Origin of the sequence: Brachybacterium sp. JB7 (assembly GCF_003335205.1) — a bacterium.
GTDB lineage: Bacteria > Actinomycetota > Actinomycetes > Actinomycetales > Dermabacteraceae > Brachybacterium > Brachybacterium alimentarium.
The window spans coordinates 376,497-396,466 of record NZ_QPGN01000002.1 but is presented as its reverse complement, the minus strand read 5'-3'; the positions used below and the strand labels follow the sequence as shown (position 1 = coordinate 396,466).

Below are 19,970 nucleotides of genomic sequence, written 5' to 3'. Positions count from 1 at the left end.
GGCGGTGGTGCCGGTGCGGTTGTCAGTGGTGATGTCGGTCGTGGTCATGGTCAGCCTCCCTGGACAGCGGTGACGATCTCGCAGCGCGCGCCGTCGGCGAGCGCGGTCGCCGACCATCGGCTGCGAGGGATGACGGCGTCGTCGAGAGCGACGGCCACTCCGAGCGGGCTGCCGTCGGCCGCACGACCGTCCTCGCCGACGCTCTGCCCCAGACGCGCGGCGACGAGGTCGCGCACGGTCCATCCGGAGGGCACCGACTGGTCCTCGGCGTTGACGGTGAGGGGAATGATGCTGGTCATCGGGCTTCTTCCAGAGCAGGGACGGAGAACTCGGTGGTGGATGTGGTGCTGGAGGGGGTGGATGTGGTGCTGGAGGGGGCAGAGGCAGCGGCGGGGTCGTCGACGGCTCCGCGGGTGAAGCGGTGCGGGCGCACAGCATGCAGCAGCGCCGCCGTCGAGGGATCAGGCGGGATCTCGTCGATCAGGTCGGCGGTGCGGCGGGCGGCCCACGCCGACAGCAGGATCCCGTGCCGGTGGTAGCCGGTGGAGATGATCACGCGCTCGTCCCCCGGCACCGCGCCCAGCAGCGGGAGGTCGTCGGGCGTGCCGGGGCGGTCGCGCGTGGTGACCTCGATCAGCTCGGTCTCGCGCACGGCAGGAAGGATCTCCGCAGCATCCTGGAGCAGCTGGAGCACCCCGCCCGCGGAGGTGCCCGCCAGATCGTCCTCGCGGCTGGTCGCGCCGAGGACGAGCGTGCGGTCGGCGCGCGGCACGAGGTAGACGGGGCGTCCGCGGACGATCGCACGGACCGTGTGCGCCACCAGGTTCTCCTCCCCGGGCAGCAGCAGGGACGGCGGGACCCGCAGGCGCAGGATGTCGCCCCGCACCGGTCGCAGGTTCAGGTCCAGCGCACGATGCGGTCCGTCGATCGCAGGGACGCCGAGGCCCGCGGCGAGGACGATGCGGTCGGCGGACAGGTCGTCACAGCAGGTCACGGTCTCACAGCAGACCTCCACGGGCGGGCCGACGTGCTCCGCGGTCTCCGCCGTCAGCGCCGCGCGGACCGCAGCGGCGAGCAGCCTCGGGTCGACCTGATGGTCACGGGCGAGCAGCGTGCCTCCGGCGAGACCGCGTCGCAGCGCGCTCTCCTCGCGGTGCAGGGCCGCACCGGTCAGCTCGCGCACCTCGGCGCCGGTCGAGCGCTGCACGGCGGCGAGGTCCCGGAGGGCGGCGAGGTCCGCGGCGTCTCGGCCGACGACGAGCGTGGAGTCGTCGCGATAGCCCGCGTCCGGGAGACGACGGGCCAGGTCACGATGCAGATCTCCTGCCTCGCGCATGATGTCCCACAAGGGGCCCTGGCCGTATTGGATCTCGGCGGCGGGGGCGAGCATCCCGGCGGCGGCGAAGCTCGCGCCCTCGGCGATCCCTTCGGACAGCAGCCGCACACGGTGGCCGCGACGGCGCAGCTCGAAAGCGGTGAGCAGGCCGACGATGCCCGCTCCGATGACGGTGACACGCTGCATGAGCGCATTCCTCCTGACGGCGGCATGATCCGCATCCAGTGCTGGTGGTCGGCGCGGCGCGCCCTCTCAGCCCGTCGTCTCGGGCTCCCACGGAACGCCCCGAGTCTACGCCGTGGGCGGACCGGAGCGCGGGACCCCGCAGCCATCGGGCCCAGCTCCTGTGGGACGCTTCTGCCATGAACCCCGATCTTCCCCCGGATACGTCGACCGACGCTCCGTCCGCGTCAGGCACTCCCCAGCCGGTCCAGCCGATTCCGCCGGCCCAGCCTGTCCAGCCGGTCCAGCCGATTCCGCCGGCCCAGCCTGTCCAGCCGGTCCAACCAGTGCGCCGCCGCGTCGTGAGGGACGAGGCGGGAGATCGGCGTCGCAGCGCTCTCGCCGACGCGCGCCTGTACGTGTGCGTGGACCTCTCGCGGGGCCTGCCCGAGCTGCTCGACTTCGCCGAGGCGGCCTTCCGCGGGGGCGTCGACATCCTCCAGGTGCGGGACAAGCACGCCGAAGCACGCGCCGAGGTCGAAGCGCTGCGGGCGCTGCGTCCCGTCGCCGAGGCCCACGGCGACCTGCTCGCCGCGAACGATCGGGCCGACGTCGCCGTGCTCGCCGGGGTCGACGTGCTCCATCTCGGTCAGGGCGATCTGACCACGGAGGATGCGCGCGCACTGGTGGGCCCGGAGGTCCTGGTGGGGCGCTCCACGCGCACGATCGAGCAGATGCGCGAGGCGGAGGCCGATCCCGGGATCGACTACTTCTGCACCGGCCCGGTGTGGGAGACGCCGACGAAGCCGGACCGGGCCGCCATCGGACTCGAGCTGCCGCGTGCCGCCGCCGAGCTGGCCTCGACCAGCCAGGCGCCGACGCCGTTCTTCGCGATCGGCGGGATCGACGTCGGCCGCGTCCCCGAGGTGCGCGAGGCAGGTGCCGAGCGGATCGTGGTGGTGCGCGCCGTGACCGCGGCGAGGGACCCCGAAGCCGCCGCGCGGGCTCTGCGGGACGCCCTGGTCCGGGAGGTCTGAGGCCCTGGGGCCGACGAGTCCTTCTCAGCCGGCCCCGCCGCCGCTGACCAGTACGGTCGCCAGGGCGCGCAGGTCAGCGGGGCCGACCGCACGGAACTCGAGCTGCGGATCCTCGGACCCCGGGTCCAGCGCCTCCATCGTGAGCACTGCGTCCGCCGTGGCATAGCTGCTGGCCTGCTGCACCGAGCCGTCCGCCGTGCGCACGACGGTGAGCACGGTCAGGGCACGGGTCGCGGCGAGCTGCTGACCGATCGCGCTGGTGGCGAGCTCGGAGGAGCGCACTCGCTGTGGCTGCCCCTCGCCCGCGGCGACCCCGGAGGGGTCGATCAGGACGACCAGCCGGGCGATGGCCTGCTCGAGGCGCAGCGGGGTGAAGCGATGGATGCCGAGCGCGGTCACCTCCTCCTCGAGCACCCCGTCGTCGTGCACGCAGTAGTGCAGGCGCTGGACCTCCGGGCCCTGCGGGGTCTGCACGGTGCGCTCAGCCGTGAGGAACAGCGTCGCGGTGCGGCGCAGCACCAGGCAGCCGGCGATCTCCGGATCCGCCCGCCACCTCGGCTCGCCGCCTCCCGGATCCGCGAGGGCGCTGACGCGTCCGGCGGCGATCAGCGCGCGCAGGCCCACGGCCGCGGCGAGGCGCCGATGCTCCCCCTGCTCCTCGAGCCACGGGGTCGCGGTGAACTGACGTCGCTCATAGCCGTCCAGGGCCGCGATCTGCTCGTCGGTCAGCGACACCAGCAGCTCCGCCTGGCCCTCCTCGCCGCGACGCAGCACATCGGCGGCCGCCGCGGCATCCTCTGCCGTGTAGCGGATCGGCGAGGCAGGATCGTTCGAGGTCAGGCCGCCCGGAAGGTCAGGCACCGCGCCCGGGGTCGATGACCCGTGGCCCGACGACGCAGTGGCCGACGGAGCGGGGCCGGCGGGGTGCGGTCTGTCGGAGCTCTGACTCATGCCTCGACAGTATCGGTCGCCCGTTGCCCGTCAGCCCTCGCCCCTCGACAGGCCTCCGCGGCCGTCCGACGACATCCGGGCCGCCGAGGGCCGATAATGGATGAGCACCGCTGCACCGATCGAAGGAGACGCTCGCCGATGACCGCCCTGCCCGCGCCGCTCGATCTCAACGCCGACCTCGGGGAGGGCTACGGCGACTGGTCGATGGGCGACGACGCCGCGATGCTCGACGTCGTGACCACGGCGAACGTCGCCTGCGGGGGGCACGCCGGGGGCCCCGGCACGATGCGCGCGGCGACCCGCGCCGCCGCGGACAGGTCCGTCGTGATCACCGCGCACGTCGCCTATCCGGACCTGCAGGGCTTCGGCCGACGCTTCCTCGACATCGCTCCGGCCGATCTCGTCGACCAGGTGGTCGTCCAAGTGGGAGGTCTGCAGGCGATGGCCCGGGCTGCGGGCACGACGGTGCGCGGGGTGAAGCCGCACGGCGCCCTGTACTCCGCGATCGCCCACCACGAGGGCCAGGCGGGGGCGGTCGTCCAGGCGCTCACGGAGCTCGGCGGGGACCTCCCGCTGGTGGCCGCACCGGGCGCCGTCGTCGTCGACCTCGCGCAGAAGGCAGGCATCGACGTGGTCCTGGAGGGCTTCGCCGATCGCGCCTATCTCCGCGACGGCACGCTCATGCCGCGCAGCCGGGTCGGCGCCGTGCTCACCGATCCCGAGGCCGTGGCCGCACAGGCCCTGCAGATCGCGACCGAGCAGCGGGTGCGCGCCGACGACGGCTCCTGGATCGCTCTGCCGGCACGCTCGCTGTGCCTGCACGGGGACACCCCCGGTGCCGTCGAGCTCGCCCGCGCGGTCCGCTCGACGCTCGAGGGCGCCGGCGTGCTGCTCGAGGCGGCCCTGTGACCAGCCCGTCCGCGCCCTCCGAGGGGACCCGTCTCGCTGCGCCCCGCGCGGTGCACCGCGCGGGGGAGTCCGCGCTGCTCGCGGAGTATCCGGACACCGCCTCGGTGCTCGCCGCGGCGGCGGCCGTCCAGGCCCTGGATCCGCCGCACCTGGTGGATCTGGTGCCTGCGGAGACCACCCTGCTGCTGTCCGGCACCGCAGCCCGGGACCTCGACTCGCTGCGCGCGCTGCTCGACCATCTCCCGGCACCGGGCGAGGAGCAGAGCGCGGGCACCGAGCGCAGCATCGGTGTCGTCTACGACGGCGAGGACCTCACCGAGGTAGCCGAGCTGCTCGGTCTCAGCCCCGACGCCCTGATCGCCGCCCACACCGGTGCGACCTGGACGGCGGCGTTCGGCGGCTTCGCCCCGGGCTTCGCGTATCTCGTGCCCGGAGACGTCCCCGACGCCTCCGATGTCGTCTCCGCGCAGACGGACGGGTCGGGCTCGCCCGGGCCCCCGTGGGACGTGCCCCGTCGTGCGGAACCGCGCACCGCCGTCCCGGCCGGCGCCGTGGGACTCGCCGCCCGCTATTGCGGCATCTATCCCCGCTCCTCCCCCGGCGGATGGCAGCTGATCGGCCGCACCGAGGCCGAGCTGTTCGACACCGCGCGCACGCCGCCGGCGCTGCTCACCCCCGGGACGCGCGTGCGATTCACCGCCCAGCGGGCCGTCTCGCGCCTCTCGGCGACGACCTCGGCGCTGGCCCGAGCGCGCTCGGAGGCCGCTGCCGTGCCATCGAGGCTGGCCCGTCGGCGGGGTGCCCGGGCCGTGCCCCTGGAGGATGCTCGGCCCGCACTCGAAGTGCTCGCCCCCGGGCAGCTCCTGCTCCTGCAGGATGGCGGGCGTGCGGGTCAGGGGGCGATCGGCGTGAGCGCGTCGGGGGCCTTCGATCGTGGCGCGCTGGTGCGGGCCGATGTCGCGGTCGGCAACTCCCCGCGCGCGGCCGTGCTCGAATCGCTGTGGGGCCCGGTGCGGCTGCGGGCGCTGGTCCCGACGGTCGTCGCCGTCTCCGGTGCGCCCGGCACGCTCACCGTGCACCGCACCGATCCCGAGGTCGGAGAGCTCGAGCTCGAGCCGGCCGAGGCCCAGGACCATGCGATCGCCCTGGATCCCCAGGACGTGCTGGTCATCGGTCCCCCCGCCGAGGGTCTGCGCCGTCTCCTCGCGATCCGCGGCGGGGTCCGGGGAGTGCGGCGGACGACCGCCGATCCCGGCCCAGGAGCCAGCGCAGGAGCCAGCCCAGGAGCCAGCACAGAATCCGGCGCCGTCCTCGGTTCCCTGTCCCGCGACACGCTCTCCGGGCTGGGCCCCGCCCCGCTGGAGGCAGGGGATGTGCTGTTGATCGGCCCCGTGCACGGCCTCGATGCGGTGCCCGACCGTGCGCCGGGTCCGACGGGAGCGGAGCGCGAATCGGAGCAGGAGCACGCCTCCGGGGCCGACGAGCGCTCCCCGTCGGCCGAAGCCCCGTCCCTTCGCATCCGCGTGCACGCCGGGCCCCGCGACGAGCTGCTCGGCAGCGAGGCGCTCGATGCGCTGACCAGCACGCAGTGGACGGTCCGCGGCGATTCCGACCGCATCGGGGTGCGCCTGGACGGCCCGGCCCTGCCGGTGCCGGAGGGGGCGGGCTCCCTGCCGAGCGAGGCGACGGTGCCCGGCGCGATCCAGGTGCCGCCGTCGGGGCTGCCGGTGGTGTTCGGGCCGGATCATCCGAGCACCGGCGGCTATCCGGTGCTCGCCGTCGTCACCCGGGCGGGACTGGACCTGCTGGCCCAAGCGGCCCCGGGCAGCACTGTGCGGTTCGTCCCCGCGGACTGAGGCGCCCGCTCGCGGACTGCCCCTGCCCCGCAGCGCCCGACGGTGCCACGATAGGGGCATGCCTCGTCTGCTCCCGGATCCTGCCTACTTCGCCTCCCTGCCCAAGGTGATCAGCTCCGGCGCCGTCATCCTGCGCGATGAGGACGGCCGTTTCGTCGTCGAGAAGCCGAACTACCGCGACCACTGGCTGCTGCCCGGCGGCGGCGTCGATCCCGGGGAGGACCCTCGGCGCTGCGCCCGGCGGGAGGTCCTCGAGGAGCTCGGACTGGACCTGGAGGTGGGGCGTCTGCTCGCGATCGACTGGATGCCCTCGAGTGCTGCCCGCAGCGCCCCGATGGGCGTGCACTTCGTCTTCGACGCGGGCGTGATCCCCCGCGCTCAGCTCGAGGCGACCGTGGTGCCTCAGGTCGAGGAGCTCGATGACTGGGCGCTGATCGACGAGGCGGACGCCGAGATCCTCTCCCCCTGGGGCGGTGCTCGCGCTCGGCGCGCTCTCGCGGTGCTGCGCGGCGAGGCCGAGCTGGACCTCGCCGCCCACGCCCAGCGCTGACCCCGCCCCTTTCGGAGAACACGATGACACCCAGCACCTCCTCGTCAGTGCCGGCCGCACCGCAGGCCGAGCACTCGCTGACCAGGTCCCAGCGGCTGGACCGCCTGCCCTTCACCCGCAAGCACGGCAAGCTTCTGGGCGCCTCCGGGATCGGCTGGGCGCTGGATGCGATGGACGTGGGACTGATCTCCTTCGTGATCGCCGCTCTGAGCGTGCACTGGGGGATCTCCAAGGGCGACGGCTCCCTCATCGCCTCCGCCGGGTTCGCCGGCATGGCGATCGGCGCGAGCGTGGGCGGGCTGCTCGCCGACCGGATCGGCCGACGGTCCGTCTTCGCCCTCACACTGCTGGTCTACGGCCTCGCCACCGGTGGTTCGGCGCTCGCGATGGGCGTGGGCACCCTGATCGTGCTGCGCTTCGTGGTCGGGCTGGGCCTCGGCGCGGAGCTGCCCGTGGCCTCGACGCTCATGAGCGAGTTCGCCCCGGCCCGGATCCGTGGGCGCGTGATCGTCTGGCTCGAGGCGTTCTGGGCGCTGGGCTGGATCCTCGCCGCGGTGATCGGCACCTTCGTCGCGGCGTCGGGGCCGACGGGCTGGCGGTGGGCGCTCGCAGTGGGCCTCGTGCCGGCCGCGTATTCGCTGGTCGTGCGGTGGGGCATGCCCGAGTCGGTGCGATTCCTGGAGCAGAAGGGCCGGCACGACGAGGCCGAGACCATCGTGCGCAGCTTCGAGGAGGCCGCGGAGCAGAGCGCCGCGCGCGCAGACGGCCGACGGGCCGAGCGCACCGTCGCGCGCCGACGCCGCCGCCGGCGCCGCGCGAGGCGAGTGAGGCGAGTGAGGCGACGGTTCGGGCCGCGGCTCCCGACGCCGTGGGCGAGATCCCTCAGGCCGACACCGTCGAGAGCACCGGCGGCATCTGGTCGCGCGCGCTGCGCCGGCGCACCGCCGGCCTGTGGGCCGTATGGTTCTGCATCAATCTGGCCTACTACGGCGCCTTCATCTGGATCCCGACGCTGCTGGTGGAGCGGGGATTCACGCTCACCCAGTCCTTCACCTTCACGCTGATCATCACGCTCGCCCAGATCCCGGGCTATGCGATGGCCGCCTGGCTGATCGAAGTGCTCGGTCGGCGCTGGACGCTGACCGTGTTCCTCACCGGATCCGCGCTCTCCGCGATCGGGTACGGGCTCGCGGATTCCGAGGCGACGATCATCGCCGCCGGCTGCGCGCTGAGCTTCTTCAACCTCGGTGCGTGGGGCGCGCTGTACGCGATCGGACCCGAGCTGTACCCGACGGCAGTGCGCGGCACAGGGACGGGCGCCGCGGCGGCGTTCGGCCGGATCGCCTCCATGCTGGCCCCGTTCCTGGTGCCGGTGCTGGTGGTGGCCGGCGGGCAGACCCTCGCCTTCGTCTGCTTCGCGATCGCCTTCGCCCTCGCAGCGGCAGCCGCCTTCACCCTGCCGGAACAACGAGGGCGCGCGCTGGCGCAGTGAGCTCGGGAGGCCTCAGGCCTGCTCGAGCGACCCGTCGTAGGCGCAGATCGCGTCGACCTTGGCGGCCGAGGAGGACTCGGGATCGAACTCGAGGTCCAGCCAGACCTTCACGAGCTCCTTGGCGAGCTCGAGGCCCACCACACGCTCACCCATGCACAGGACCTGCGCATTGTTCGAGAGCACCGAGCGCTGCACCGAGTACAGGTCGTGCGCGGTGACGGCACGGATGCCGGAGACCTTGTTCGCCGCGATCGCGACGCCGAGGCCCGTGCCGCAGACCAGCAGCGCACGGTCGGCCTCACCGGCAGCTATCTTCTCCGCCGCCTCGACGGCGACGTTCGGGTAGTAGGTGCCGTCCTCGCGCCCGGTGACGCCGACGTCGATGACCTCGTCGACCCGCGGATCGGACTCCAGCAGCTCCTTCAGCGCGCTCTTGTGGCCGTAGCCCGCGTTGTCGGATCCGGTGACGATCTTCCAGCCCATGACTGCTCCTTCGTAGTGGTTCGTGGTGGTTCGTAGCGGTTCGTAGTGATTCGAGGTCGGCCCTCTCCCCCGAGCCCCGGGAACCTCTCCCCAGCGCAACGCGGACGAGCGGCGGAGTGTTCCCTGACCGAGGGCGTCCGACCGATCGGTGGTCTCCCGCGCGGGGCGGACGGCCGCCCGCCCCGCAGGGAGGCCGTCTCAGGCGGACAGCTGCTCGCCCAGCAGGGTCACGATCTTCGAGAAGGAGATCGCGCCCGGGTCCGGGGTGCCCACCGACTTGTCGCCGTGGTTGCGGGCGCGCCCCATGGTGGCGGCGATGTCGGCGGTGTCCTCGGCGGCGGCGGTGGCCTTCTCCGCGGCCGCGGCCACGGCGTCGGCCGCAGACGAGCCAGAGCCCTTCGCCTCGGCGAGGGACTCGCGGAAGGGCACGGCGGCGTCGACCATCGTCTTGTCTCCGGGCTTCGCACGCCCCAGCCGCTCGACGGCCTCGACGGCCTGCACGAGCCCGGTCAGGAGCTGTTCGTCGTCCACCGCCGTATCGTCCGCGAACGCGCTGCCGAGGCTGGTCAGCGCCGCGCCCCAGAGCGCACCGGAGGTGCCGCCGGCGTCGGCGGACCACGACGCCCCGGCCTGCACGAGCACAGTACGGGCGCCGGCCCCGTTCTCGGCGGCCCGCTGCGCCGTGGCGTGCGCGGCGCGGATGCCGAGCACCATGCCCTGGCCGTGATCGCCGTCCCCGGCGACCGCGTCCATCCGGCCCAGCTCCGGCTCGAGCTCGACCAGCAGGGACTCGACCTCGCCGAGGATCGAGGTGATCGTGCGGGCGCTATCGCGCGACTCCTCCGTGGCCTCGGGAATCGGATCCTCTCCAGGGCTGTACAGCTCCCCGCGCTCCTCGCCCCGCTCCCCGCCCACGGTGCCGCCGCGACGGAAGGCCGGGGTGTCGGCCGGGGCGAGCCAGAGCTGCTCGAGCTCGTCGTCCAGGCGCATCACCGTCAGGGAGAGCCCGGCCATGTCGAGGCTGGTCACGTGCTCGCCCACCTCGGGGCGCACCACGGTGAGGCCGGCGTCGGCGAGGAGCTGTGCGGCGTGCTTCCACACCACGAACATCTCCTCGTACTTCACGGTGCCCAGGCCGTTGAGGACCACGGCGACGCGCTCGGAGTCGAGCTCCGGGGTCTCCTTCAGCACGCCGTCCACCAGCACCTCGGCGAGCTCCGCGGCCGACGGCATCGGGGTCTCGTCGATGCCGGGCTCGCCGTGGATGCCCAGCCCGATCGCCATCTTCCCCTCGGGGACATGGAACAGCGCGTCATCGGCTCCGGGCAGCGTGCAGCCGTCGAAGGCGACACCGAGGGACCGGGTGGCGTCGTTCGCCTTCCAGGCCAGGCGCTCGGCCTCCTCGAGATCCGCACCGGCCTGGATCGCGGCGCCGGCGATCTTGAACACGGGCAGGTCACCGGCGATGCCGCGGCGATCGCGGTGCTCGCCCGTCTGGCCCGAGGCGACGTCATCGCTGACGGCCACGATGCGCACGTCGATGCCCTCGGCGCGCAGCTTCTCGGCGGCGACACCGAAGTGCAGGACGTCGCCGGCGTAGTGGCCGAAGCCGAGGATCACGCCGCCGCCGTTCTCGGCATTGCGAGCCACCGAGTACACCTGGTCGGAGGACGGCGAGGAGAAGATGTTCCCGCAGGGGGCGCCGTGGGCGAAGCCCGGGCCCACCCATCCGGCGAAGGCCGGGTAGTGGCCGGAGCCGCCGCCCACCACGAGCGCCGGCTGGCCCGCAGGGGTCGCGTTCTTGCGCACGACGCCGCCGTGCACCTGGAGCAGCTCCTCCGGGTGGGCGGCCACGAGGCCTTCCACGGCGTCGGCGGGGAAGGACTTGGGATCATCGAAGAGGTAGGTCATCACACGTCTCTCTCAGGTGGGAACTGCAGGGCGAGGGGCGTCCGACGGTCAGGCGACGGTCGGCGCGTCGGCCTCGGCGTCGTCGTCCACGGCCGGTCCGTGCAGGCGCGGCTGGTGGACGTTGAAGAAGAAGGTCATCGTGAAGGCGCAGGCGTACAGCAGGATGAAGGCCCAGACCACGCCGACGTTGCCGCCGAAGGGACGCACGATCGCGACCACGGCGGACCCCAGGAAGGTCGCACCGCCGGCGGCGGTGGTGTACATCGCCATCGCCGCACCGGTGTGCCGGGGAGCGATCGCGGGCATGATCGCGCCCAGCGGCACGAAGCCGGCCAGCATGATGCCGAAGACGGTGCCGGCGATGACGGAGACCACGAAGCCCCAGTCGGAGCCGGCGGGGACCAGGTGCGGCACGTACCACCAGGCCAGCAGCCCGATCGCGGAGCCGAGGATGCCGAACCAGCGCACCGTCTTCGTCCAGCCCCACTTGTCGCCGAGCGTGCCGAAGGCGGCGTTGAACAGGATGTTCCCGGCGTAGACGATCGCGGTCATCACGAGCCACTGGGACTGGCTCCAGCCCAGTCCGCCGTCGTCGATCGAACCGGCGATGACGTTGGGCAGGATGATGAACATGCCGAACTCGGGCGCAGTGTTGATCAGGCGGGTCAGGAAGCCCATCGCGATGCGCTTGTTCGTGAACGTGAGCCGCAGACCGGAGAGGATCACGCCGGACGACGACTCGCCCTCGGGGGCCAGCCTCATCGAGCCGTGCTTCTCGCGCACGCCGAACCAGGCGATGAGGAAGCCGATCACCACGATCGCCGTGGACGCCAGCATCGCGCCCGTCTCACCGACGAAGCCGCTGCCGAAGGCGGGGATCAGGGCCACGGCGACGATCGAGCCCAGGGTGGGGAAGCCGCCGGTGAACATCACGTAGAACCAGCCGACGCCGGCTCCGTTGCGCTCCTTGTCGATCACGGCGTTGATCCACACCAGGAATGCGAAGGCGAACAAGGGGAACCCGAAGCCGCGCAGGAAGTACGAGATCGCGATCAGCGGGATCGATTCGAGCTGCAGCGAGCCGAGGAAGGCGAGCTGGAAGACCACCCACACGGCCAGGCCCAGCGCCATCACGCGGCGCGGGCCGATGAGGTCCGAGAGGGCGCCGGCCAGGTACGAACCGACCAGCACCGCGGCGCTGTACGCGGCGATGATCTTGGCGGCGAGGTCGATCTTGTCGTCGCCGCCGCCGAAGGTCGTGGCGATGTGCGTGGAGACGAAGTTGGACTCGATGCCGTTGCCGGTCATGAAGACCAGCACGCCGAGGAAGCCCCAGCGCAGGACATGCGGGATGCCGAGACGATCCAGGAACGTCTCCCGTCCGTCCGGCGCGTCGACCTGACCGGATGCTTCGGTCGTCGAACTCATACAGGACACTCCTTCGTGTGGGCGCGACCGGTCGCCCGGCCCTCGTGCACGACTCGCGCACGGCTCGGCCGGCGCGGGACGGGATGACCATAGGCCTCGTCCGAACATACGTCAAGCACAAATGTTCCGACGAGAACCGACGTGTGTTCCCGAGGAGTGCTCGCGGCCTGCGGCCCCGGCATCTGCTCCCGATACGTGGTCGGGGTACGCGTACCCGGTGGGCGTCCCGGCGTGTGTTCCGCCACGACGGCAGCGGGTCCGATGTCGGGCGCCGACGGGGGCCGACGCCACCCGCAGGCGTCGGCCCCCACCCTCCGCACCCGCGCGGTCGACCCCTCGCGCGAGTGCTGCGACTCACTCCGTGTAGGTGAACGGCGCCGTCATCTTGTCGACGTTCTCCTCGGTGATGAGGATGCAGTCCAGCGCCTGCTTCTCCTCCTCCGGCTCGGTGCCGTTGCGCAGGAAGTCATCGGCCATCTCGATCACCAGCTCCGCGAACTGCGCGACGGGCTGCAGCACCGTGTAGGCCAGCTCGCCGTTCTTGATCGCCTCGACGGCGTCCGGCGAGCCATCGAACCCGCCCACGACGATGCCGTCCAGCGCCCCGGCCTCCTTGAGGGCCGCGATCGCGCCCAGCGCCATCTCGTCGTTGCCCGAGATCAGCCCCGTGATGTCCGGGTTCGCCTGCAGCAGCGACTGCGCCTTGTCGTGCCCCTTGGTGCGGTCCCAGTCCGCGACCTCCTCGCCGACCTTCTCGAGATCGGGGTACTGGGCGATCGTGGTGGTGAAGCCGTTGGACCGGGTCTGGGCGTTGTTGTCCGAGGGCAGGCCGAACAGCTCGACGTAGGTGCCCTCCTCCCCCATGCGCTCGACCCATTCCTGGGCGCCGAGCGCCGCGCCCTGGGCGTTGTTGGAGACCAGCTGCGCCTTGACCAGCCCGGCCTCGTTGATCTCCGCGTTGATGAGGAAGACGGGGATGTCCGCCTGGAGGACCTTCTTGATGGTGCCGATCGAGCCGTCGGCGTTGGCGGGATCCATGATCAGAGCCACCGACTGGTTCGAGATCGCCGTGTCCACCAGCGTGTTCTCGGTGTTGGTGTCGCCCTTGTGGGCACCGATCGTGGTCGTGTAGCCGAGCTCCTCGGCCTTCGCGGCGGCGACGTCGCCCTCCGTCTTCCAGTAGGGGTTCGAGGGGTCGTTGACGATGATCGTGATGAGGCCGCCGTCGGCCCCGCCGCCACCGGAGTCGGAGGAACCGCCGCCGGAACCACCCGAGTCACCGGAGTCGTCGGAGCCGCCGGAGCACGCTGCGAGGCCGGCCGTCGCGGCGCCGATGCCGAGAGCGGAGAGGAAATGCCTGCGTTCCATGATGTCTTCCTTTCGGAGGGATGCCGCCGGTGGGGAGGCATCGGAGCTCGTGCGCGAGATGCGGTGAGCGGGGTGGATGAGGACGGGTCGGATCGGGGGTCGGTCAGTCGGAGGACGGGGAGCGGGGGCCAGCGGACCCAGCGGGCCCAGCAGGCCCAGCGCTCTCGCTCGAGCCGCCGGGATCGCTCGGTGCCCGAGGACCGCTGGGCCCACCGGGCCCACCGGCTTCACCGGGCCCACCGGGCGTGCCGACCCCGCCGGTCTTCCGCCCGGCCCTGCTCGCCTTGCCGGGGCGGCCGTACTGCAGGGTGTTGAGCAGGACGGCGACGACGATGACGGCGCCCACGAAGACCGTCTGCCAGTAGGCGGAGACGCCGATCAGCACCAGGCCGTCGGAGAGGAAGCCGATGACGAAGGCGCCCAGCAGGGTGCCGCGCACGGTGCCGCGACCGCCGGAGAGGGCCGCGCCGCCGATCACCACGCCGGCGATGGCGGTGAGCTCGTAGGTGTTCCCGGCGGTGGGGCTCGCGCTGGTCAGGGTCGAGGCGAGGATGATGCCGGCGACGGCCGAGCACAGGCCCGAGACCACGTAGACCCAGATCGTCACGCTCCGCACGGGCACGCCGGACAGCTGCGCCGCCCGCTCGTTGCCACCGGTCGCGTACAGCCAGCGGCCGAAGGTCGTCCGTCCCAGCACCACGGCGATGACCAGGGCGATCACGGCCATGATGAGCACTCCGGCGGGGATGCCCAGAACACGGTTGAAGCCGAGCCATTCGAAGCCCGTGTTGCCCAGCGCCTCGTCCCCCGAGAGGTCGTTGAGGGTGCGGCCGTTGGTCATCAGCAGCGCGAAGCCGCGCACCACGTAGAGCATGCCCAGCGTCGCCACGAACGGCGCCACCTTGAACTTCGCGACCAGCACGCCGTTGATCAGTCCGAGCGCCCCGCCGAGCACGATCGCGATCAGCACCGCCGCCGGGACGTTCGGGTACAGGGTCACGCCGAACATGCTGATCGGCACGCCGCGCAGCAGGAATCCGGCGATCACGGCGGTGAAGCCGAGGATCGAGCCGACGGAGAGGTCGATCCCCCCGGTGAGCACCACGAGCAGCTGACCCAGCGACAGCAGCGCGAAGATCGCCACGTGGGAGGACATGATCAGCAGATTGTTGACCGTGAGGAAGTTCGGGGACAGCAGCGAGAAGATGACGATGATGAGCGCGAGGGCCAGGAAGGCCCGGCTCTCGATGAGGAGCTTCGAGATGTCGAGCTTCCTGGGGGCGGTGCCTGCGGCGGTGGAGTTCATGATGCGTATCCGTTCGTGGGGCAGGGTCAGGAGGTGACGACTTCACCGGAGGCGGCCATGACGTCGGCCTTCGCCGCGTCGGGCCCGAACTCGGCGGAGATGCTCCCGCGGCGCAGCACGACGATGCGGTGCGCGATGCTGAAGCACTCGTCGATCTCCGAGGTGGAGTAGAGGACGGCGAGCCCCTCGCGGGCGCGCTCGGCGAGCAGGCCGAACACCTCGGCCTTCGCGCCGATGTCGATGCCGCGGCTGGGCTCGTCCAGGAGCATGACGTCGGGCCGGGTCGCGAGGACCTTGCCGATCACGACCTTCTGCTGGTTGCCGCCGGAGAGGGAGCCGATGCCGACGCCGGGTCCGGGAGCTTTCACGGTCACGTCCTTGATCAGGCCCGTGGCCAGGTCTTCCTCCGCCCGGCGCGAGGTGAATCCGCGATGGAGGAACTGCTTGATGCTCGCGAGGGTGAGGTTCTGGCCGACGGTCATGGTCTGCACCAGCCCGTCGCGCTGGCGATCCTCGGGGACCAGACCGATCCCGCGGGACAGCCGCTCGCGGAGCGACTGCGCGGCGATGTCCTCGCCGCGCAGCAGGACGCGACCGCCGGCGATCTCGCCACGACCGGCGACCGCTTCGAGCATCTCGGTGCGCCCCGCGCCCATCAGCCCGTACACGCAGACGATCTCGCCCTCGCGCACCTCGAGCGAGACCCCGTCGACGACGGCGCGCTCGGGGTTCTCGGGATCGCGCACGGTGAGGTCCTCGATCCGCAGCACGCTCTCGCCGAACTCGTGGCCCCGCGGAGGGGATCCGAGGTCGAAGTTCTCGCCGACCATGTGCCGCACGATCCAGTCGAGGTCGATCTCCTCGCGACGGCCGCGGGCGGTCATGCTCCCGTCCCGCAGCACCACCGCATGGTCGGTGACCTGCAGCGCCTCCTCCAGGTGGTGCGAGATGTAGACGAGCGAGACGCCGCGGGCGGTGAGCTCGTCGATGATGCCGAAGAGGATCTCGACCTCCTTCGCCGCGAGGGCGGAGGTGGGCTCGTCCATGATGAGGATGCGTGCGTCGATCGAGAGCGCCCTGGCGATCTCGACGATCTGCTGCTGTCCGACCCGCAGGTCGCCCACCAGCGCCGACGGGCTCACGTCCAGGTGCATGTCCTCGAGCAGGGCCGCGGTGCGACGGGTCTCCTCGGCGAAGTCGACCCTCCCGCCGTGCGTGATCTCGCGGCCCAGGTAGATGTTGTCGCGCACCGAGAGGTTCGGGGCGAGGCTCAGCTCCTGGTGGATGATCGCGATGCCGTGGTCGCGGGCCTCGGTGGTGGTCGCGAAGGAGACGGGTTCGCCCTCCAGCTCGATCTGCCCGGAGGTGGGCTGCTCGACCCCGGAGAGGATCTTCATCAGCGTCGACTTCCCGGCGCCGTTCTCCCCGAACAGCGTGGTGACCTCGCCGCGGTGGATCTCGAAGTTCACGCCCTTCAGGGCGCGGGTGCCGCCGTAGGTCTTCACGATGTCACGGGCCGCGAGCACGACGTCCCGGGCCGGGTGCTGTGCGTCCGCCGCGGTGTTCACTGGACCTCCAGGGAGACGGGGGTGACGAGCCAGCCCTCGGGGTTGATGGCGGTGAAGGCGCCCGTGACGGTGATGGTCTTCCCGCTCAGCGTGCTCGGGTCGACGGGATCGAGCACCTGCTTCTTCATCTCGTCGTTCAGCGCGGCGCCGGCGTCCTGGAACTCGATCTGGTTGGTGAACTGGCCGAAGTCGTAGCTGCCGGTGGCATCGCGCAGCTCGGTGCCGTTGATGGCCGGGCCGGTCTGGAGGCGCACCGTGACGTCCTCGGGCATGCCTTCGATCGCCACGTCGTAGATCCCTGCCTGTCCCTCGCCGACGGTGCCGGTGAAGGTCGTGGAGTACACCGTGTTGCCGGCGGCCTCGATGCCGTGCTCCTCGGCGGTGGCCTCGGGATCCTCCAGCAGGGCGGGGGCGAGCTCGGTCGCCGGGACGGCACGTTCCGTGATCTGCTCCTGGACGGCGGGAAACTCCTCGGCGCCGAAGGTGGACTTGTCGAACTCGGCGGGACCTGCGAGCTCCTGCTCCTGGCCGTCGGGCACCACCTTGGTGCCCAGGACCACCACGAGCAGGGCGATCACGGTGAGGGCGGCGCCGATCCAGCGGCCGACGTGCTTGACGTGTCGTCGCGCGGGACGAGGGGCGGCCGGGGGTGCGTCGGCAGCTGCAGTGCTCATGCCGATCCTTCCTGTCTGGAGCCGTCGACGATGACGGTCCCCGCAGTGCCGTGGGCGGGACGCTGCGGTGGATGGTGGGTGCGGTTCCTGCGTGGGCGACGACGTCGACGCCTCGGCGCGAGGATCCTCGGGAGCCTACGGGAGCACTGCACGGCTCGCCCTCGTCGGCGGGTCATGCGCGTGCCGTCGGCTGGATGGGACGGGCGGGGTGGGCGCTCTGCGGCGAGCGCCCGACGGGATACGGGCTGGAGAAGGGGTGGGTGACGGGGTAGGAGACGAGGCTGGAGACGGGACGGGTGCGGACAGTCGCGGGCGCGGACTGTCGCGCGGGGGCCGCGGCCGGGTCGTCAGGCGGGACGATCCGGCCGCGGGGCCGGAGGGATCAGGCTCCGGGGAGGAGCGAGACCTTGATCGAGGCGCCGGCGGAGTCGGCGACGGTGTCGAGAGCCTTCTGCACCTCGTCCAGACCGAACTGGTGGGTGCAGATCTCGTCGAGCGGCAGCACGCCGGACTCGATGATCTTGATGGCGGCGGGCCAGCAGTGCGGGCCCAGGTGGGCGCCGAGCACGTCGAGCTCCTTGTCGTCGGAGATGATCGACCAGTCGACCGACACGTTCTCCTTGAACACCGAGTACTCGACGTAGCGACCGAGCTTGCGCAGCAGGTTCAGGCCCTGCGAGACGGCACTGGGGTGGCCGGTGCACTCGATGTACACGTCAGCCCCATAACCGCCGGTCAGAGCCCGGATCTCCTCGTAGACGTCGACCTTCGAGGGGTTCAGGGTGAGGTCGGCGCCGCACTTCTTGGCGAGCTCGAGCTTGTGCTCGTCGAAGTCCAGGGCGATGACCATCTTGGGGTTCTTGTGCGCGGCACCGATGATCGCGCCGAGGCCGATGGGGCCGGCGCCGGCGATGACGACCACGTCGTCGAAGGTGAGCTGGGCACGCTCGACGGCATGCAGCGAGCAGGACAGCGGCTCGGCGAACGCGGCGTGGTGCGGCGGGATCTCCGAGGAGATCTTGTGGGCTCGGGCCAGGGGCGGCACGATCATGTACTCGGCCATGCCGCCGTCGTAGTGCTTGAAGCCGAACATGTCGTGCGGTCCGCACATCCAGTACCAGCCGCGCTTGCAGTACATGCACTCCTCGCACGGCACGATCTGCTCGAGCACGATGCGGTCACCGAGCTCGACCCCGTGCAGCGCGAGCGCCTCGGCGGATCCGGAGACGACCTCGCCGGTGATCTCGTGGCCGGGCGTGATGCCGGGCTCGACCCAACGCTCCCGGTTCTCGTCGCCCCAGAACTTTGCGGCGCCGGCGTAGGCCTTGAGATCGCTCGCGCAGACGCCGACCGCCTGAACCTTGATCAGGAGCTCGTCGGCCGCAGGAGAGGGCACGGCCTTGTCCTCGAGGCGGTAGTCCTCGGGCGCGTGCATGACCACGGCCTTCATGCTGGCGGGAGTTGCTCCGGCGGTCTCTGTCATCTCGACACATCTCCTTCGATACGTTCCGGTCGCAGTGCTCGTACCGGTCGACATCGGCGCCCGTCGGCATGACGGGACCCGGTCGCCAGTGAGCCTAGACACCCTCCGAACATTCGTCAAGCACAAATGTTCCGACCGTTGGTGCCGCCGACGCACGGGCGGGAACGCGCGGACCCGGGGGCGGGGCACCGTCAGTGCCGTCCGGTCAGGTGGGTGGGCCAGCAGGGCGGGGGACGACGTCCGGCCCGGTGAGCGAGAGGCGGCGTCAGGGCTGCTGGCCGAACTCCTCGAGCACGGCCTCGGCGGTCTCCACATCGGTGAGGAGGGTCGTGAACAGGCGTGCCTTCGCCCCTGCGACGATCGACGGGGCCTTGGCCGTGTCGGCGGCCAGCGCGATCGCATGGGGGATCGCGCGCAGCAGCTCGACCGACGGGCGCACCAGACGGTCCGCACCCGGATAGAGCAGGGTGTTGCCGTCGGCGTCGTAGAAATGCAGGCAGATGTCCCCTACCGCGTCATGCAGCGAGGGGTCATCGCGCGGGACCACCGAGGTCAGCGCCTCACGGTGCGCATAGGGGGCACCGATCCCGGAGACCAGCACCTGGGCACGTGCCCACAGGTCGGTGATCTCCACGAAGCTCGGATCCGCCTGCAGCGATCGCCACAGACTGGGGCTGGGCAGGGCCGGCGCGAAGATGAAGCGCGGGGTCGCTCCCGTGCGGTCCACCAGGTTGCGCACGGTCTCGTTGGTCTGGAACGCCGGGTCCGATTCCTGCTGGCCGCCGACGGTCGGAGCGATGACGACGCCGTGCAGATCGGGCATGCCCGACATCCGGCTCACCGCGTGGGTGGTCTTCCCCGAGGACATCAGCAGCACGTCACCCCGGCGCAGGTCCAGACGGCGAAGCTCCTCCCCCAGCAGATCCCCGATGCCGCGGAACTCCCGTTCCCTCTGGTCGCCGGGCGCGATCCGCACCCGCTGCACCCCGAGCAGGTCGCGCAGCTGCACCTCGAGCTCGGTGATGTCGGGCCCGGTCACGTCGAGCACCTCGAAGCGCACCATGCCGATGCGGCGGGCCTCGGTGAGCAGCTTGCTGACGGTGGGACGGGAGACCCCGAGCCTGCTCGCCACCTCCGCCTGGCGCAGGTTGTCGAGATAGTACGCGGAGGCCGCGCGATGCAGGAGCTGCGGATCCATGTGCGAGTCGAGCACGCCTGCTCCTTTCCTCGTCGTCCCGTCCCCGACGTCCACGTCGAGGCACGGATGTGCCGGAACTCGCTGCGGTTCCGGTCCCGGCGCGTCGATCCTAATGGAGGAGCGCACGGCTCCGCCCCCGGCGGCCCCCTCGTCGGCCGCCGCCGTCCCCTCCCGACGGATCGCTCCGAGCCCGGCCGGCCCCGCTTCCGCGATGTCCAGGGAACTCGCCGACCGGGGCGCCGGACAGTGGCAGGATGG

Annotated in this window: 16 protein-coding genes, 1 pseudogene and 1 riboswitch; of the genes and pseudogenes, 5 read left to right on the top strand and 12 right to left on the bottom strand. The window is 71.7% G+C overall.

Translation table 11 applies throughout. From position 1 onward, the window contains the following. Positions 1 to 50 precede the first annotated feature (50 nt). A complete protein-coding gene (gene thiS / locus CIK81_RS04125) occupies positions 51 to 299 on the bottom strand; it encodes a sulfur carrier protein ThiS (protein WP_096164602.1) in 249 nt (82 codons plus the stop codon). Continuing rightward, a complete protein-coding gene (gene thiO / locus CIK81_RS04120; RefSeq protein ID WP_114355445.1) occupies positions 296 to 1,522 on the bottom strand; it encodes a glycine oxidase ThiO in 1,227 nt (408 codons plus the stop codon). Before thiO ends, thiS begins: the two co-directional genes overlap by 4 nt. Then, a riboswitch (TPP riboswitch) is annotated at positions 1,517 to 1,623 on the bottom strand. Its footprint overlaps the gene before it by 6 nt. Before the next feature lie 237 nt (positions 1,624 to 1,860). Between thiO and thiE the strand changes: the two genes are divergently transcribed. Continuing rightward, positions 1,861 to 2,535 (top strand): thiamine phosphate synthase, encoded by a 675-nt coding sequence (thiE, locus tag CIK81_RS04115; protein WP_241963925.1) that lies wholly within the window; start codon positions 1,861 to 1,863, stop codon positions 2,533 to 2,535. A 24-nt stretch (positions 2,536 to 2,559) separates the two neighbouring features. Here thiE and CIK81_RS04110 read toward each other — a convergent pair whose 3' ends face one another. After that, complete coding sequence (locus CIK81_RS04110; RefSeq protein ID WP_141393702.1) at positions 2,560 to 3,486, bottom strand: hypothetical protein; 927 nt, start codon at positions 3,484 to 3,486, stop codon at positions 2,560 to 2,562. Positions 3,487 to 3,624: 138 nt separating this feature from the next. Between CIK81_RS04110 and CIK81_RS04105 the strand changes: the two genes are divergently transcribed. The 4 genes and pseudogenes from CIK81_RS04105 (at position 3,625) to CIK81_RS04090 (ending at position 8,293) form a co-directional block, all read left to right on the top strand. Then, positions 3,625 to 4,395, top strand: coding sequence for a LamB/YcsF family protein (locus tag CIK81_RS04105; protein WP_096164605.1), 771 nt, complete (start codon positions 3,625 to 3,627; stop codon positions 4,393 to 4,395). Beyond that, positions 4,392 to 6,251, top strand: coding sequence for an urea amidolyase family protein (locus CIK81_RS04100; RefSeq protein ID WP_096164606.1), 1,860 nt, complete (start codon positions 4,392 to 4,394; stop codon positions 6,249 to 6,251). Before CIK81_RS04105 ends, CIK81_RS04100 begins: the two co-directional genes overlap by 4 nt. Before the next feature lie 58 nt (positions 6,252 to 6,309). After that, positions 6,310 to 6,801: an NUDIX hydrolase gene (locus CIK81_RS04095; protein WP_096164607.1), complete on the top strand. Its 492-nt coding sequence runs from the start codon at positions 6,310 to 6,312 to the stop codon at positions 6,799 to 6,801. A gap of 23 nt (positions 6,802 to 6,824) precedes the next feature. Beyond that, positions 6,825 to 8,293 (top strand): annotated as a pseudogene (locus tag CIK81_RS04090) (MFS transporter). A 12-nt stretch (positions 8,294 to 8,305) separates the two neighbouring features. Here CIK81_RS04090 and CIK81_RS04085 read toward each other — a convergent pair. From CIK81_RS04085 to CIK81_RS04045, 9 genes are all read right to left on the bottom strand, one after another. After that, the gene (locus tag CIK81_RS04085) at positions 8,306 to 8,776 is read right to left on the bottom strand and encodes a ribose-5-phosphate isomerase (protein WP_096164609.1); all 471 of its coding nucleotides are present in this window, start codon (positions 8,774 to 8,776) and stop codon (positions 8,306 to 8,308) included. Between the two features lie 198 nt (positions 8,777 to 8,974). Continuing rightward, positions 8,975 to 10,687, bottom strand: coding sequence for a dihydroxyacetone kinase family protein (locus CIK81_RS04080; protein WP_096197075.1), 1,713 nt, complete (start codon positions 10,685 to 10,687; stop codon positions 8,975 to 8,977). A gap of 48 nt (positions 10,688 to 10,735) precedes the next feature. Continuing rightward, entirely contained in the window at positions 10,736 to 12,115 is a 1,380-nt protein-coding gene (locus tag CIK81_RS04075; protein ID WP_096164611.1) for an RbtT/DalT/CsbX family MFS transporter, read from the bottom strand. Positions 12,116 to 12,469: 354 nt separating this feature from the next. Beyond that, positions 12,470 to 13,483: a D-ribose ABC transporter substrate-binding protein gene (locus CIK81_RS04070; protein WP_096164612.1), complete on the bottom strand. Its 1,014-nt coding sequence runs from the start codon at positions 13,481 to 13,483 to the stop codon at positions 12,470 to 12,472. A 103-nt stretch (positions 13,484 to 13,586) separates the two neighbouring features. After that, positions 13,587 to 14,789 carry an ABC transporter permease gene (locus CIK81_RS18690; RefSeq protein ID WP_255411047.1) on the bottom strand — a complete coding sequence of 401 codons (1,203 nt, stop codon included), beginning with the start codon at positions 14,787 to 14,789 and terminating at the stop codon, positions 13,587 to 13,589. A gap of 26 nt (positions 14,790 to 14,815) precedes the next feature. Beyond that, positions 14,816 to 16,357, bottom strand: coding sequence for a sugar ABC transporter ATP-binding protein (locus tag CIK81_RS04060; RefSeq protein ID WP_096164614.1), 1,542 nt, complete (start codon positions 16,355 to 16,357; stop codon positions 14,816 to 14,818). Next, the gene (locus CIK81_RS04055; RefSeq protein WP_096164615.1) at positions 16,354 to 17,031 is read right to left on the bottom strand and encodes a DUF2291 family protein; all 678 of its coding nucleotides are present in this window, start codon (positions 17,029 to 17,031) and stop codon (positions 16,354 to 16,356) included. The genes CIK81_RS04060 and CIK81_RS04055 overlap by 4 nt, the downstream gene beginning before the upstream one ends. Before the next feature lie 382 nt (positions 17,032 to 17,413). Further along, positions 17,414 to 18,514 carry a zinc-binding dehydrogenase gene (locus CIK81_RS04050; protein ID WP_096197074.1) on the bottom strand — a complete coding sequence of 367 codons (1,101 nt, stop codon included), beginning with the start codon at positions 18,512 to 18,514 and terminating at the stop codon, positions 17,414 to 17,416. Between the two features lie 265 nt (positions 18,515 to 18,779). Beyond that, complete coding sequence (locus CIK81_RS04045) at positions 18,780 to 19,727, bottom strand: sugar-binding transcriptional regulator (protein ID WP_096164617.1); 948 nt, start codon at positions 19,725 to 19,727, stop codon at positions 18,780 to 18,782. Between the last annotated feature and the right edge of the window lie 243 nt (positions 19,728 to 19,970).